Annotated in this window: 13 protein-coding genes; 9 read left to right on the top strand and 4 right to left on the bottom strand. The window is 57.7% G+C overall.

Features of this window, described 5'->3' with window-relative positions; genetic code table 11:
* Positions 1–115: 115 nt before the first annotated feature.
* Positions 116–2,488, top strand: coding sequence for a YgiQ family radical SAM protein (locus C2U47_RS03230; protein WP_010673509.1), 2,373 nt, complete (start codon positions 116–118; stop codon positions 2,486–2,488).
* A gap of 114 nt (positions 2,489–2,602) precedes the next feature.
* On the opposite strand, the gene C2U47_RS03225 is transcribed toward C2U47_RS03230, so the two are convergent.
* Both C2U47_RS03225 and C2U47_RS22805 read right to left on the bottom strand, forming a co-directional pair.
* Positions 2,603–4,069, bottom strand: a complete 1,467-nt coding sequence (locus C2U47_RS03225; protein WP_085943948.1) for a hypothetical protein — start codon at positions 4,067–4,069, stop codon at positions 2,603–2,605.
* Between the two features lie 65 nt (positions 4,070–4,134).
* Positions 4,135–4,368, bottom strand: a complete 234-nt coding sequence (locus C2U47_RS22805) for a hypothetical protein (protein WP_158657387.1) — start codon at positions 4,366–4,368, stop codon at positions 4,135–4,137.
* 141 nt (positions 4,369–4,509) lie between these two features.
* Between C2U47_RS22805 and C2U47_RS03220 the strand changes: the two genes are divergently transcribed.
* The 5 genes from C2U47_RS03220 (at position 4,510) to aqpZ (ending at position 9,240) form a co-directional block, all read left to right on the top strand.
* Complete coding sequence (locus tag C2U47_RS03220; protein WP_010673512.1) at positions 4,510–5,460, top strand: transposase; 951 nt, start codon at positions 4,510–4,512, stop codon at positions 5,458–5,460.
* A gap of 618 nt (positions 5,461–6,078) precedes the next feature.
* Positions 6,079–6,306, top strand: coding sequence for a hypothetical protein (locus C2U47_RS03215; protein WP_010673513.1), 228 nt, complete (start codon positions 6,079–6,081; stop codon positions 6,304–6,306).
* 283 nt (positions 6,307–6,589) lie between these two features.
* Positions 6,590–7,498: a Gfo/Idh/MocA family protein gene (locus tag C2U47_RS03210; RefSeq protein WP_103261439.1), complete on the top strand. Its 909-nt coding sequence runs from the start codon at positions 6,590–6,592 to the stop codon at positions 7,496–7,498.
* Between the two features lie 233 nt (positions 7,499–7,731).
* On the top strand, positions 7,732–8,253 hold the full coding sequence (ruvC, locus tag C2U47_RS03205) for a crossover junction endodeoxyribonuclease RuvC (protein ID WP_010673515.1): 522 nt from the start codon (positions 7,732–7,734) through the stop codon (positions 8,251–8,253).
* A gap of 300 nt (positions 8,254–8,553) precedes the next feature.
* Entirely contained in the window at positions 8,554–9,240 is a 687-nt protein-coding gene (aqpZ, locus tag C2U47_RS03200) for an aquaporin Z (protein WP_010673516.1), read from the top strand.
* A 345-nt stretch (positions 9,241–9,585) separates the two neighbouring features.
* Here the strand turns inward: aqpZ and C2U47_RS03190 are convergent, their stop codons facing one another.
* A complete protein-coding gene (locus C2U47_RS03190) occupies positions 9,586–10,326 on the bottom strand; it encodes a lytic transglycosylase domain-containing protein (RefSeq protein WP_069785440.1) in 741 nt (246 codons plus the stop codon).
* Between the two features lie 342 nt (positions 10,327–10,668).
* Here C2U47_RS03190 and C2U47_RS03185 point away from each other — a divergent pair, with 342 nt between their 5' ends.
* Positions 10,669–11,109 (top strand): GNAT family N-acetyltransferase, encoded by a 441-nt coding sequence (locus C2U47_RS03185; RefSeq protein ID WP_010673518.1) that lies wholly within the window; start codon positions 10,669–10,671, stop codon positions 11,107–11,109.
* A gap of 4 nt (positions 11,110–11,113) precedes the next feature.
* Here the strand turns inward: C2U47_RS03185 and C2U47_RS03180 are convergent, their stop codons facing one another.
* Complete coding sequence (locus C2U47_RS03180; RefSeq protein WP_029313991.1) at positions 11,114–11,656, bottom strand: DUF1439 domain-containing protein; 543 nt, start codon at positions 11,654–11,656, stop codon at positions 11,114–11,116.
* Between the two features lie 96 nt (positions 11,657–11,752).
* On the opposite strand from C2U47_RS03180, the gene cls reads away from it, so the two are divergent.
* Together cls and C2U47_RS03170 are read left to right on the top strand one after the other, a co-directional pair.
* Positions 11,753–13,234: a cardiolipin synthase gene (gene cls / locus C2U47_RS03175; RefSeq protein ID WP_010673520.1), complete on the top strand. Its 1,482-nt coding sequence runs from the start codon at positions 11,753–11,755 to the stop codon at positions 13,232–13,234.
* A gap of 109 nt (positions 13,235–13,343) precedes the next feature.
* A complete protein-coding gene (locus C2U47_RS03170; RefSeq protein WP_010673521.1) occupies positions 13,344–14,612 on the top strand; it encodes a DUF945 family protein in 1,269 nt (422 codons plus the stop codon).
* The last annotated feature ends 32 nt before the right edge of the window (positions 14,613–14,644 follow it).

Here is a 14,644-nt window from a genome sequence, read left to right as displayed (position 1 = left end):
GTCGCGCCCGCTCGAAGGCGCCCCTTCCCCTCGCGTTCTGTAGGGGCAAAAAGCCGTCGCCCCCGCCTTGCTCTGCCGGTATAATGCGCGACCCGAATTGTTCCAGGTGGTCAAAATGCAGCCGGTTACCAACCTCTTCTCCTATCCCCGTTACTGGGCCGAGTGCTACGGCACGGCGCCCTTCCTGCCCATGTCCCGCGCGGAGATGGACAAGCTCGGCTGGGACAGCTGCGACATCGTGCTGGTGACAGGCGACGCCTACGTGGATCACCCGAGCTTCGGCATGGCAGTGATCGGCCGCATGCTCGAATCCCAGGGTTTTCGGGTCGGCATCATCGCCCAGCCAGACTGGTCATCGAAGGATGACTTCATGCGCCTGGGCAAGCCCAACCTCTTCTACGGGGTGACGGCGGGCAACATGGACTCCATGATCAACCGCTACACCGCCGACAAGAAGCTGCGCCACGACGACGCCTACACCCCGGGGGATGTGGGCGGCAAGCGGCCGGATCGTGCCACCCTGGTCTATACCCAGCGTTGCAAGGAGGCCTATAAAGAGGTACCGGTGGTCATCGGCGGCATCGAGGCATCCCTGCGCCGTATCGCCCATTACGACTACTGGTCCGAGACCATTCGTCGCTCCATCCTGATCGATGCCAAGGCCGACATCCTCATCTACGGCAACGCCGAGCGCCCCCTGGTGGAGGTGGCTCACCGCATCGCAGGCGGCGAGACTATCGACACCATGCAGGACATTCGCGGCACCGCCGTCATTCGCAAGGAGCCGCTGCCGGGCTGGCGCGGGGTGGATTCGAGCAAGCTCGACCAGATTGGCCGCATCGATCCCATCCCCAACCCCTATATGGAAGGGGCCCCCTGCGCGGACGACGAAGGCACTGCGCCGGTGGAGCAGGAGGCCAAGCCCATCCTGGTGCAGCCCCCTAAGCAAAAGCCATGGGAGAAGACCTACGTCAAGCTGCCGGCGTTCGAGCGGGTGAAGGAGGACAAGGTGCTCTACGCCCATGCGTCGCGCATCCTGCACCACGAGACCAACCCGGGCTGCGCCCGCGCCCTCTCGCAGGCCCACGGCGATCGCATCATCTGGGTCAACCCGCCCGCCTTCCCGCTCGAAACCGACGAGATGGACGGGGTGTTCGGCTTGCCGTACCAGCGGGTGCCGCACCCGGCCTATGGCAACGAGAAGATCCCGGCCTACGACATGATCAAGACCTCGGTCAACATCATGCGCGGCTGCTTTGGCGGCTGCTCCTTCTGCTCCATCACCGAGCACGAGGGGCGCATCATCCAGAGCCGCTCGGAAGAGTCGATTCTGAAAGAAATCGAAGAGATCCGCGACAAGGTGCCGGGCTTTACCGGTGTCATCTCGGATCTGGGCGGCCCCACGGCCAACATGTACAAGCTCCGCTGCAAGAGCCCCAAGGCCGAGCAGACCTGTCGCCGTGCCTCCTGCGTCTGGCCGACCATCTGCCCGCACATGGATACCGACCACAGCCCGACCATCAACCTCTATCGCAAGGCGCGTGACCTCAAGGGCATCAAGAAGATCCTGATCGCCTCCGGGGTGCGTTACGACATCGCGGTGGAAGATCCGCGCTATATCAAGGAGCTGGCCAAGTACCACGTCGGCGGCTACCTCAAGATCGCGCCGGAACACACCGAGGAGGGCCCGCTCTCCAAGATGATGAAGCCGGGCATGGGCAGCTACTACAGCTTCAAGGAGCTGTTCGACAAGTATTCCAAAGAGGCGGGCAAGCAGCAGTACCTGATCCCCTACTTCATCTCCGCCCACCCGGGCACCACGGATGAAGACATGGTGAACATGGCGCTCTGGATTAAAGCAAACCGCTTCAAGCTCGATCAGGTGCAGAACTTCTACCCGTCGCCGCTCGCCAACGCCACCACCATGTATTACACCGAGAAAAACCCGCTCAACAAGGTGAGCCGCCAGGGCGGGGATGTGTTCGTGGTGAAAGGGGAGCGTCGCCGTCGCCTGCACAAGGCGCTGCTGCGCTACCACGATCCGGCCGGTTGGCCGATGATCCGCGAAGCCCTGCTGGAGATGGGCAAGGGCCACCTGATCGGTAACGGCCCCGACTGCCTGGTGCCGCCGGAAGGCCGTGGCGAAGCCAAAGCCGAGCGCAGTCGCAGCAAGGGCCTCAAGCCTGCGTTGACCCGCCACAGTGCCATCACCCATCAGCGCAGCAACGGGGCTGGCAACAAGGCTGCTGGCGGCAAGGCAGGCAATGGCAAACCGGCTGGTTCTCAGTTGCAGAAAGGGGCTGGCAACGGCAAGTCCAGTTCGCAAGGTACAGGTCAGGGCGAAGCTCAGGGGAAATCGGCCGGCAAACCCGCCCATAAGGGCAAGGCGCCGACCCGCGCAGGCTCAGCCAAGCCGGGTGCCAAACCTGCCACTCAGGGCGGTAAGCCAGCGGCCAAAGGGAATGGTGCCAAGCGACCGGCTCGGTGAGTTTTCCTGATTGGAAAGCGATAGAAATAAAAAAGGCGACCGGATGGTCGCCTTTTTTATTTCAGCTATCTCGGATTTATTAGCTATGGATTATAACGAGTTGTTTTTTACATTCTATGGCCTTATTTTATCTATCACAACTGTTATTGAGCCAAGTACATCATAAGGCTGATGATATCCATAAAATCCTTCTTCATCTGAGTAAAAAATATGACTTATGTCGGGAAATATATCCGGATCAACAGGATGTATTGCATTTGGATTATGATACATGATAAGTCCATCCGACCATGATTCTTCATAATCTTGGTCATCAACATCTTTAGAAAATGGTATTGGGTGAGTTGCTTCGGGATCGGGATTATATAGGAATCCATTTCTAATCATTTTCACATTAGCACTTCCTAGTCCTGCAATCTTGCCCATTCGATTGAACTTAGGTATGGTGGCTTGATTGCTAAACATGACTGCACTAATATTTTCAGCTTGTTCTTGATAGAAGAAGCCAGAAGGGATCTCTTTTCCATTCCAACGGTGAGTTTTTATTTTATGAGAGTTTGGCTTGCCATCAACAATTCTATTTCTCATACCATATAAGTATTCAGATAACGCAGTTCTAGACCAAGTCATTGCATTTTCATTATGATAGTCATGAATAGCTAAAACTAATGGGTGGCCTGCAACGTGCTCTTTTTCCCAATATCTTTTTTTTAACTTGCTATAGAGTGGACTTCCAAACTTTATTGGCATGTAATCATTTAATCTTTCCTCTATCTCGTCATATGTTTGAGGTGGTGGCAGATCTGGTCTATTAATGTTTTCTGACGGGTTTACAGTAACAGCTTCTATGAATACTTTTTTACCAAAATAAGAGACTTCAAAGTCTGGAGCTGGGTGATTGTTTTCAACCAGTAGGCCTGCATTATGAATATAAACATGTAAATATAATTCCCACAATCTAGCTTGAAAATTTACAGATTGGAACTCTCTTTCGAAATGACCATCATTATCTATAAATGAATTTGCGATCTCTGAAATAATATTTCTTGCTGCCTCATATCTGGGCTCATCTTTAAGTATGAGGTAGCCATTATGTTGCTCTTCTTTGGGTATTTTATCCTTAAACAATTCAAAGCCAGCATCTACTTCATCGTATTGAGGATATATATCCTGTACTTTCCCTAAGTAATTGTTGTAAATCTTGTTAGATAGAGCCTCTCTTGCTTCTTTCGGGGTTGAATAGAATTCTGTTCCAACCTCAATGCAACGAAACAATCTTCTGGTATCTCTACCTAGTAAAATGTATCCATAATCATTGTCGGTTACATCTCTAATTACAGTCCCTAGAAGCTTGTTATCAAAAAATGAATGCCACTCAACCTCATCAGCTAAGAATCTGACCATAGGTTGACGGCAATAACAATATGCGTCAAACTGTCTTCTAGTTAAATTTTTACCATAAGTAAAAATGTTTTTAGACTGATTGGCTAGTTTATTTGCTTCATGCAGGGAATGTCTTGATGCTTTTAATTTTGCTTTTAATTTTTTCTTTCTTTTTTCACTTTTAGTGATTTTTGTCATATGTGCCTTCAATATTTTTGATGATTTTTTGGAGCTTGTGCTCACAAGGATTTAATCTATAAAAGCTAAATGACTACATGTTTTCTTTTTGCTTTTTTATACTTATCTTTTATCTTATTTGGCTCTAGTGTAAGTCCATATTCCATCAAAATAAAAGAGGCTAGATGCCACATTTTTTCTGGAGTATCTGGTTGTGCTAGCGCATAAGTCCCAAGATCTACAAGAGAAACCCATTTAGCAACATCATCTAGACCTACTGGAGATTGCGCACCATAAATAAGCTTTGTTGATTCTTGCAAATCTAAATCTTGGGATTTGAATACTGGAGGATGAAATCTGGTGAAATCTGGTGAAATCTGGTGAAATCTGGGACACCCACCTTTTTGACAGCGGCGTAGCCCTGTACTTGGCTTGAGGTGTCACTGCCCAGGGGGTGAGCCATGACCATTGCCCGTTCACGTCAAATCAGTTTGCAGGATACGCCTTACTATCATGTGGTCAGTCGCTGTGTGCGGCGGGCGTTTCTGTGCGGGGAAGATGCCCACTCCGGCCAGAGTTACGAGCATCGGCGCCAGTGGGTGGTCGACAAGTTGGGCCAATTGTCGCGACTGTTTGCCATCGGTGTGTGTGCCTATGCGGTGATGAGCAATCACTATCACCTGGTGCTCAAGGTCGAGCCGGATACCGCTGCCAATTGGAGCGAGCGGGAGGTGGCCGAGCGTTGGGCGGCGCTATTCCAGTGGCCGCTGCTGGTACGACGCTGGTATCAGGGGGAATCCCTGATTGAGCCTGAACTCGCTGTGGTTCAACAACTGATAGGGCAGTGGCGGGAGCGGTTACATTCCATCAGCTGGTTTGTGCGGTTGCTCAACGAAAACCTGGCTCGGCAGTCCAATCGGGAAGATGGTTGCAAGGGCCATTTCTGGGAAGGGCGCTTCAAGAGCCAGGCCTTGCTCACCGAGCCAGCCCTGCTGGCCTGCATGGCCTATGTTGATCTCAATCCGATACGAGCGGGATTGTCCGACCGGCCTGAACAGAGCGATTACACCAGCCTCAAGCAGCGTCTCGATGGCGAGCAGTCCGCGGCCCCATTGCCGCCGTTGCTGTTGCCATTCGCGCACGACGCGCGACCCGATAGCCTGCCATATGCCTTTGCGGATTACCTGATGCTGGTGGACTGGACAGGTCGCGCCATCCGAGTGGACAAACGGGGTCATATCCCGGCTTCTCTTGCCCCCATCCTGGTGCGGCTGGGGTTGGACGAGGTGCGCTGGCTCAAGCAAGTGACGCTGTTTCGGCGCCAGGGTATCAGAGTGGTGGGTGACAAAGAGCATTGTCAGCAGTTTGCCTGGCACTGTGGCCAGCGACGATGTCATCAACCATCCCTTTGAGTGATGAATACTTGTGTCATAGCAACGTCCGGTATCGCGCCAGCACCCCGCCTGTGTGATCGCATCTGAATTGGCGTCATCAATGCCAAGACATTCTCTTTAATCCCCCGAGTTTCACAAATGCCATCGCAAATGCTGGATGACGAGTTGTGCTGGGCGCTGGATGAAGGCTTTCTCCAAAAGGTGGCTGTCCTGATAAGGCGCCATGAATTGGCGTCATCGATGCCAAGACATTCTCTTTAATCCCCCCGAGTTCCACAAATACCATCGCAAATGCTGGATGACGAGTTGTGCTGGGCGCTGGATGAGAGCTTTCTCTAAAAGATGGCTGTCTTGATAACTCTTTCTCCAAAAGATGGCTGTCCTGATAAGGCGGGTTGGGGAATAGGGGCTATCGGCCCTTTGTTATCAGGTCGTTTTTTCACAACGCTGCGACACCGTGGGTGTTGCTTGAGCAGGTGATTTTTGCATCAGTGAAACAGAGTGGGTGATATGGTTCCTCCAATGGAACAATTCGTACGCAAAGATGGCTGTCCCAAATGAAGAAAGGCTTTGTTATCTTGCTGGATACGTTGGCAAGGGCGAGTCACGTGGAACGTTCAAGTCAGGAGCAATCAGATGGCGATAACAACGCGATCCCGAAGAGAGAAGGTAGGCAGTGGGCTCGGGCTGGTGATGGGGCTCATCGCCTTTAACCTGATCGTGCCCCTGCTTCCGGTTGCAACAGAGATGTCGGATATGACCCGGATGATAGGTGCCATGGTCAGCGCCATGCTTTGCGCCGAGCTGGGCGCCAGGATTGGCAAGTGGCGGGATGCCAAAGAGCAGGCCGGATCGGCAGAGTAACTCGACGTGAGAAGAGCGCCAATCGCCCGAGTGCGGCGGTGTGTGCGGGTGTAACAGGCAGGGCGACAGTTGTCGCCCTGCCTGTTTTGCTATCGCGGTGTGCCGCTCAAGCGCCGCGCCGCCGGGGGTCGCTTCGATGGAGGAAGGTGGCCAGGGTGTCGCGGGGCGATGCCGCATTGCATCAGAAGGCACCTGGAGCGAGATGGCTCCAAGGCTGGATCTGCGAGGGAAATCCTGAGATCGTGCAGGCAGTTATCTGGTTATCCCCTTGAGAGGAGTGCCCATGCGCATTGCCCTGATTGGCCTTGGCGATATCGCCCGGAAGGCCTATCTGCCGCTGCTGGCAAACGACGAGCGAGTCACCCCGCTGCTCTGTACCCGGAGTCCCTCGGTGCTCGGCAAACTGGCGCGCCAGTACCGGATTGGCGAGTGTTTTACCGAGGTCGATGCGCTGCTGGCGAGCCGACCTGATGCGGTGATGATCCACGCTGCCACCGCCGTGCACGGCAAACTGGCGGAGCTGTGCCTGCGTGCCGGCATTCCCACCTTTGTGGACAAGCCGCTGTGTGACAACGCAGGAGAGGTGGAGGCGCTCGCCAATCTCGCCATCGCCAGAGACTGCCCGCTGTTTGTGGGCTTCAACCGTCGCTATCTGCCCGCCATGGCCGCCGCACGCGGCCAGCCGCTGACCGAGCTCCATTGGCAAAAGCACAGGCACGCCCTGCCGGGGGCGCCTCGCCAGTTCCTGTTCGACGACTGTATCCATGTGCTCGACAGCCTCTGCTGTTATGGCGGCGAGCCGGACGGGGAGCTGCATGCGGTGCTGCGACGCAGCAGTGAGCAGCCCGAGTTGCTGGCCGGGGTGAGCGTCGCCTGGCAGAGCGGGCAGATGGCGGTGAGCGGCAGTATGAATCGCAGCGCCGGCATGACCGAGGAGCGCATCGATGCCTATGGCGACAACCTCTCATTGCATATCGAGAACTGCACCCGTGGCCTGCTTGCGCGAGACAGCACAGTGCAGACCCTGGCACCGGGCGACTGGCAGCCCGTGCTGGCGAGCCGAGGCTTTGTCGCCATGCTCGAGCACTGGTATGGGCAGATTGACGCCGGGCGGGCAGACGGGGCGCTGGTCGAGAGCTACCTGCAAAGCCATCGACTGGCAGAGCGCCTCGTCGCCCTGGCAAAGGGATGACCCGGAGGCAAGGGGCTGGTGACACCGGCAGGCATCACTGGCCAGAGAAGCGGCAGAGCACTGTATGAGATGGTGGCTCCTTGCGCAGTCAGCCGGGAAAGGTGCCAGCGAGCGAGCCAAGCGGAGGCGGGTTTGTTATCTTGGCGGCCATCAAGAGCTGCAGGGCAAGAGATCGCAATGAAGAAGGTGTCGAAGATGAGATGGCTGACCGCAGTGGGCGGGGTATTCCGTTCATGAGCATCATTCTGGGGATCGATCCCGGTTCGCGCATCACCGGTTACGGGGTCATTCGCATCGTCGCGGGCAAGGCGGAGTATCTGGGATCGGGCTGCATCCGCACCGATCTGGGGGAGCTGCCGTCTCGCCTGAAGCAGGTCTATGACGGGGTGAGCGAGATCATCACCCAGTTCAAGCCGGACGAGTTCGCCATCGAGCGGGTCTTCATGGCGCGCAACGCGGACTCTGCCCTGAAGCTCGGCCAGGCCCGTGGCAGCGCCATCGTCGCGGCGGTCAACGCCCTGCTGCCGGTGAGCGAGTACTCGGCGACCCAGATCAAACAGGCGGTGGTGGGCACCGGTGGCGCCGCCAAGGAGCAGGTGCAGCACATGGTGACCCATCTGCTCAAGCTCTCTGCCACCCCCCAGGCGGATGCGGCGGATGCCCTCGGGGTGGCGCTCTGCCACTTCCACACCCGTCAGAGCCTCATTCGCATGGCCGGGCGGGCCAGCGGATCGGTGCGCGGCCGTTATCGCTGATCCCCGGAGGAGGGCTACCCGGTGTTGGCAGGGGAGCGCCGGGTGCCGGAGCTGCTGGCAAAATCGCTGGTAGGGTCACAATCTGTCGCGTCCCTCCATAGGACTCCCGTGGAGAAGCGCACTGGGCGGGGGGATATCTTTCTACTTTATCAATAACTTGTGACCTTCATCACATATCCGCGATGAGCCGGGTCGGTTTCGTCTTGCTCCGCCACACTCCCATAATATGGCGCCTGTTCAATAACAGTGTCCGTATGAGCCTTTCTGGCTCTCGTGTTAATCATCATGGGAGAGACAAGAGTGAAACCTTTTGCTGCTGAATTTATGGGAACCTTCTGGCTGGTACTGGGAGGCTGCGGGAGCGCCGTGCTGGCTGCCGCCTTCCCCAATGTGGGGATCGGCCTGCTGGGCGTCGCCCTGGCGTTCGGTCTGACCGTGCTGACCATGGCCTATGCCATCGGTCATATCTCGGGTTGCCACCTTAACCCGGCCGTGACCGTCGGGCTCTGGGCCGGTGGCCGCTTCCCGGCCTCCAACGTGCTGCCCTACATCGTGGCCCAGGTGCTTGGCGGGATCGTGGCAGGTGGCGTGCTCTATGTCATTGCCAGCGGACAGGCGGGTTTTGATGTGAGCGCAGGCTTTGCTTCCAACGGCTATGGCGAGCATTCCCCCGGTGGTTACAGCCTGCTGGCCGCACTGGTGTGTGAAGTGGTGATGACCGGTTTCTTCCTGTTTGTCATCATGGGGGCCACCGACAGCCGTGCGCCGGCCGGGTTTGCTCCCATCGCCATCGGTCTGTGCCTGACCCTCATTCACCTCATCAGCATTCCGGTGACCAACACCTCGGTCAACCCGGCGCGCAGCACTGGGGTGGCGCTTTTTGTCGGTGACTGGGCCGTGGGCCAGCTCTGGCTGTTCTGGGTTGCCCCCATTGTCGGTGCCATTCTGGGTGCATTGGCCTATCGTGTGATCGCCACGAAAGAGTGATGTGTTGCTAGTTAACGTGTGGTATCGACACGCCCCCGGGCGTGTTTTTTTATGCCTGAAGGAATACCGGGCAGGGCGCCATGCTGACGATAGGGTGCGGCATGATCACAGTCCCTTGGCGCTCAGCATCTCTTTGTAGCGCTGATGCAGCAGCTTGACTCGTTCCACATAGGCCCGGGTTTCGGCCAATCAATGAGGGATGCCGCCGTGCTTGTACTGTACCGGTCCTACAGCCCCTTGGCGCTCAGCATCTCCTTGTAGCGCTGATACAGCAGCTTGACCCGTTCCACATAGGCCCGGGTTTCGGCCAATGAGGGATGCCGCCGTGCTTGTACCGTACCGGTCCTACAACCCCTTGGCGCTCAGCATCTCTTTGTAGCGCTGATGCAGCAGCTTGACCCGTTCCACATAGGCCCGGGTTTCGGCATAGGGCGGTATGCCGCCGTGTTTTTGCACCGCACCGGCGCCTGCATTGTAGGCGGCGGTGGCCAGGGCCACATTGCCGTCATACTGCTTGAGCAGCCCCGCCAGGTATTTCACCCCGCCAAAGATGTTCTGCTCCGCCAGCAGGGCGTTGCCGACCCCGAGCTCGCGCGCCGTGGCGGGCATCAGCTGGGTCAGTCCCATGGCGCCCTTGCGGGAGACGGCCAGGGGATTGAAGGCGGACTCGGCATGGATCAGCGCCCGGATGAGGGCAGGCTCGACCTGATAAGCCTTGGCTGCCGCCTGTATGGTGCTGGCGTAGTCATAGAGGAAGAGGCCTGTCGTGCGCCAGTTGACCTTGGACGCCGGATCGCAGGCATAGCAGTCGTTGAACAGCAGCAGTTCGTAGTGACCCTGCTCCGGCATCATGTCGGAATAGCGTATGACCCCGTTCTTTTGTACCGACTTGTAGACCTGGATCTGACGGCTTGCAGACTTAGCGGGTTCAGGGGAGGGGAGCGGCGCCGTGGTGAGTGCCACGGTACGCGGCGTGGGAACCGGGGAGGAGACAGCCGTCTCCGGGGTCAGGATCACCACCTCTGCCGGTGGCGGTATCTGAGCCGGGGCTGCGTGGGAAAACAGCGGCATCATGCCCAGCAACATCCATGCTTTCAACGGCTTGCTCCTTAAGCCTCGTTAGCCACGTTGAGTAAAGCATTCGGGATGGCGCAGAACAAGTGCCCGTGAACAGGGGAGGCTGGAAATGCGATGGTAGAGGGACGTCCCGCCTGTGTGCTCACTCAGGACAAGGGGCGCGGCTCATGGCGTCAAGGGACGGATGATCGCAACCTCGTCTTTTCCATCGAGTTATTGGCTTTTTTGTAAGTTAAAGGCGTGTTATCTTGCTGTTGCTCCACTCTGGTCTGATCTCTTCGTGGAGCCAGCGAGCGAGCAGGAGAGGGCCGGTATGGCCAGAGCGAAATGGGCATGACAAGCAGGCGAGCGATGGAGCTCAGATTCGAAGAGTACTGTGATGCGGATCTTTCCCTCATCAGAGACTATTACGAGACGACGTTTTCCCACTATGTGCCGGATTTGGCAGAACGGATTTTTGTGGTCCGTGACGCGCACTGGTTGGTGGGGGCGGTGCGCCTGCGCGATGAACAGGATTATTACCACTTGTGTGGCTTTCGTCTGCTCCCTCACTACCAGTCCCTGGGGCTGGGGTCCCGCTTGCTGCAGCATGCCTGCCGCGATCTTTCCGACAAGCCCGTGATCTGTCACGCCCTGCCGTTCGAGAAACCCTTCTACCTCAAGGCGGGATTTGACCACCTTCCCCTGCATGAACTCGACGGGCCCCTCCACTCTCTCTATCACCAGCAGCACGAACAGGGTTACCAGATCGAGCTGCTGGTGCGTCAGGCGAAGGCGCCTGTTTTCAACTGACGTCTTATTGGGGTTTGGTCAGCAGGTGGATCTTGCCTGGTGACAGCTCCAGCCCCAGCAGATTTTCCTTGAGCCAGGCCTGATTGGGATCCTTGTCATCCAGCTTGTAGACAGGCTGGGTCTCCAGCCGTTTCTCCATGCTCTGCAGCAGCATCCTCAGCATGAAACCAAACTTCTGTTCCGCCGCGGCAGGCTCCAGCTTGTAATCGATGAGCTTCATGTTGTCGAGGAAGAGCGCACTCCTGGCCTTGTCGTAGCGGGGCCTCGCCTCATAGGTCATGTTGAGGCGCGCGTCGTACTCGGTCTGATCCGGGAGCGCGATTTTCAACTTGCCTTTGCCAAACACCCTGGCGGTATCCGGGCTCTGGCGACCAATCTGCACATCGCTCTGCTCGAGTTGCACATGGGCCTTGATGATGCCGGGCAATTCCAGCTGTTTGTCCACTTGCACCTGTGACTGCAGGTACTGATTTATCTGCTGCTCATTGATGTCATATGAGCCTTGACCTAGCATGGCCAGACTCAGCAGCATAGATTGCAGGATCATGCTAACGACCTGATAGAATGGGTGTGCCCCATAGCATACCATCCCGACCCTGTGGGGTCTGCCCGTGCCATCTGTCCAATACACCAAGGAGTCGCCTTGCTCGACGGTCTGGAATATGACATTCAGTTGCTGTTTTCCCGCTTTCTCGGCTGGTTGTTGCTGTTGTTTCACACCGTGATCGTGGCTGGGATCTCCCTGCGGGTGGTGATGAAGCGACGTCCCATCGGGGTATCCCTCGCCTGGTTGGCCCTCATCTATGCCATCCCCTTCGCCGGGGTCGGTTTCTACGTGCTGTTTGGCGAGATTCGCCTCGGTCGCAAGCGGGCGGAGCGGGCCCAGGCCATGTACCGTCCTTACGCCATCTGGATCCGCCAGCTCGCGCGCCTCTTCCCCCAGCACTGCTGCGAGGTGGGCAGCAAGGCACGCCCGCTCCACGATCTGATCCAGGGGCGCTTGGCCATGCCCATGCTCTCGGGTAACCGGATGACTCTGCTGCACAAGCCGAAGAGCATCGTAGAGGAGATAGTGCGCGACATCCGGGGCTCCTCCCAATCCTGTTATCTGGAGTTCTACATCTGGCACCCCGGCGGGGATGTGGACGAGGTGTGCGAGGCGTTGATGGAGGTGGCGGCACGCGGCGTGGATTGTCGTGTCTTGCTCGACTCCATCGGCAGCAAGACTTTCTTCCGCTCCTCCTGGCCCAAAACCTTGCGTGCCGCTGGTGTCAAAGTCGTGGAAGTGTTGCCGGTCGGCGCCTGGCGCATCCCGTTTCAGCGCCAGGACTTGCGCATGCACCGCAAGCTGGTGGTGATCGATGACAAGGTTGGTTACACCGGCTCCATGAACATGGTGGATCCCCGTTTCTTCAAGCAGGATGCCGGGGTCGGCCAGTGGGTCGACATCATGATCCGGGTGCAGGGCCCCGTGGTGCCGTTGATGTGGTCCACCTTCGTCTGGGACTGGGAGATGGAGACCGGCGAGCGGCTGCTCGACAGTCTGCAACATGAGCCGGAAGCCTGGCCACAGACCAACTATCGAGCCCAGCTCATTCCCTCAGGCCCCTTCGTCGGCGGTGACTGCATCCAGCAGAGCCTGCTGCTCGCCATCTACCAGGCTCGTCACCATCTGGTGCTGACCACCCCCTATTTCGTGCCGGACGATCCGCTGGCTGCGGCCCTCTCTTCGGCGGCGGCCCGCGGCGTGCTGGTGCAGTTAGTTCTGCCTGCGCGCAACGACTCCCTGATGGCCAACCACGCCAGCAACTCCTTCATGGAGGATCTGCTGGCGGCAGGAGTGGAGATATACCGCTATGATGCCGGACTGCTGCACACCAAGAGCGTGCTGGTGGACGATGATTTCGCCCTGGTGGGCACGGTCAACCTCGACCGGCGCAGTCTCTGGCTCAATTTCGAGATCACCCTGCTCATCGACAACCCGGTGTTTGTCGCCGAGATGAACCAGCTGGTGCAGGGCTACATGCTGGAGGCGACCCCCATGTCACTGACCAGGTGGCGTGCCCGCCCCTGGTACAAAAAATTGCTTGAGAACATCTTCTACCTGTTCAGCCCCCTGCTGTGACAGCCAGAGCGTGGAACCCAAGCCGTTGTCTGGCTTGTGTTGATGCCCATCCTCCCCGTAGAGTGCGCCCATGCACCCGCCATTGAACCATTGTGGAGAAACAGAACTGATGAAGAAAAAAGTGGCCTTGGCCGTCGGAGCCGTGTTGGTGGTGGGAGGGCTTGGCGCCTGCTGGTACACGGGCAATACGTTCGACCGGATCCTGGCCGAGCAGATCGCCAGGGCGCAGCAGGAGAGCGGAATCGAAGTCACCTGGAGCCCGGAGACGGAGAATCTGTTCACCCGCGACGGCGTGCTCAAGGTGGTGGTGCCGCCCCAGACGCTGGCGAGTTTTGATCCCCAGCTGGCGGGAAGCGAACCCATCGAGATGCAGTTCGCGTTCAACAGCCGCCTGTTGCCGCTCTATATCAAGAGCCACCTCCAGCTTGATACCGCACAGGGCACGCTGGCGCCCATCCTGACCTCTCTGGGGATGCAGCAGTGGCAACTGGGGGCCGAATCGGCGAGCAGCCTCTGGACCATGAGCAACAGTTCCCGCTTCTGGGTGAGTGACTTCAAGGTTAAGGAGGGGCTCAACGAGTTCACCTTCCTGCCCCTGAACGGCGACTATCGCGGGGATCTCGACGGCAATGGCCATCTCACCGCCCACTGGTTGGGGATGACGGTCCACGATGCCCAGAGCAAGACAGATCTGGCCTTGGCGGATCTCAAGGGCAGTGCCGACATGGCCGAGATCAGCGGGCTCTGGCTCTCTCCCCGCAGCGATGCGACCCTCACGGCCTTCACCCTGACCCAGCCGGGGAACGTCAAGATCACGCTGGAGGGGCTGACCACGGCCACCGAGCTGGCGGGGGACGATCTTCAGACGCTCTCCACTCGCTATCAGATGAAGGTGGCGACCCTCAACATGGAGAGCGAGGAAGACCGGCTCGCGCTGACCCAGGGAAATCTGGATCTCTCCCTCAAGGGGCTGGATCTCGAGGGGTATCAGACGCTGCAAGAGGCCAGCAGCAAACGGGTGGACGAAGCGGCCATCCAGGAAGCGCTGGACAAGATGCTCCAGAGAGGGGCCACGCTGGAACTGGCGGATCTGAGTGCGCGATTGAACGGTGAGCCTGTCAGCCTGCAAGGGGAGGCCAAGCTGGCGCCCACTACCCTGGCACAGTTGATGGGCAGCGAGGAGGGGATGCAGGCACTCTCCGGTCTGCTTCATGCCCACCTTGGGGAGAAGCTGGGCCAGGCCGTTCCCCAGTTGGCCCCCATGCTGGAGCAATTCACTGCCATGGGATATCTGAAGGCGCAGGAGTCACAGTTTCAGGCCGAGCTCAAGCTCGACAAAGGGGTCGTGACCGTCAATGGTCTGCCGCTGCACCCGTGAGTGCCGCGCAATGAAAAAGGCTCCCTCGGGAG

Source organism: Aeromonas sp. ASNIH7, assembly GCF_002903485.1.
Lineage (GTDB): Bacteria > Pseudomonadota > Gammaproteobacteria > Enterobacterales > Aeromonadaceae > Aeromonas > Aeromonas caviae.
Note: the sequence above shows the minus strand (reverse complement) of the source record. Positions and strands in the feature narration are given on the sequence as shown.